Here is a 1,169-nt window from a genome sequence, read left to right as displayed (position 1 = left end):
AAGATAAACTATACACTATAAAAAAGCAGTGTTATAGCATCCAGAAACCACTAAAGGATGATAATAAATAGTTTTGAGTTGAGCTGATAACTGTATAGATGAAGCAAAACATTAAAAGCTATTTTTCAAAGATATAGAACTCGCATAAATTCTCAACATTAAATCTTTTTTTCCTTCTCCTAGTTAAACTACTCTTCACTGATTCAAGAAGTTAAAATATATATGTTAAAAAAACTTAATAATTCATATAAAAACTTTATGAGATATCCAAGAAAATCATGTTATGATGTTTAGAACTTTAAGAGATTACTTAATCGCTGTAAATTGAGAACATCCCACATAGAGCATCTAGCTCTACAAACTACCTCTAAATCATCTAGCGAAAACTTGAAGAATGCTAATATTGGCATTACATAAAATTCAAGTTAAAGGTTGACTTCCTCAAGATATTTACTCAAATAATATCATAAAGTTGTCTGCATAAATGAGGATAATGGGAAATTATCTGTACAATCCTAAAACACAGATAAAATGTCTGAATTAATAGCCTATTATGACCTACAAAAATTGCTGAAAGTAAAACAATAACATACACTAAGCAAAAAAAATGAATAGGTAGTTAAAGCACAAATAAATTCAGAAAAAGATTTTTAGAGTGTGAGGCTGTGCCTAATATACATAAGCAAGTCTGGGAAAATTTAACAACTTGTTTAGTCTTTAGTAAAAATCTCTATATCAGAGAGCCAGACCTAATTTTTAGATAATACAAAGGAGTTGAAATACAATGACAATTAATAACAACAACAAAGAAGTTAGTTTAAAGCCAGAAACTCGTAATCACAAAGGATTTTTTATACAGCAAGGAGATTATAAACTAATGAGCATAGATGAGTCTGGCTGGGCTTTAATTTGTCTAGATGACGCAGTATGTCATTATGTAGATCCAGATAACTTGGAACAAATTAAAGAATTAGTCAAAGAATCCGCAACTGCTCAGAAATAAAGATTTTAACTACCTATAGATTTAAAAATTATTTGATAGAGCTGCCTTAAACTTAAAGGCAGCTTAATTTTTTTTTACTCCCATGACGGAAAGTCCCGCGTTTTCCTGTAAGGGAGACTCGGGATGATAGCCATCCATATTTTGAAGAAGGAGACAGGAGACAGGA

Annotated in this window: 1 protein-coding gene; it reads left to right on the top strand. The window is 30.5% G+C overall.

What is annotated here, in order from left to right; genetic code table 11:
• Positions 1–784: 784 nt before the first annotated feature.
• The gene (locus F6K13_RS34160) at positions 785–1,003 is read left to right on the top strand and encodes a hypothetical protein (RefSeq protein WP_124146484.1); all 219 of its coding nucleotides are present in this window, start codon (positions 785–787) and stop codon (positions 1,001–1,003) included.
• The last annotated feature ends 166 nt before the right edge of the window (positions 1,004–1,169 follow it).

This window comes from Okeania sp. SIO2B9, assembly GCF_010672505.1.
GTDB lineage: Bacteria > Cyanobacteriota > Cyanobacteriia > Cyanobacteriales > Microcoleaceae > Okeania > Okeania hirsuta.
This window is presented reverse-complemented; position numbering and strand designations above follow the sequence as displayed.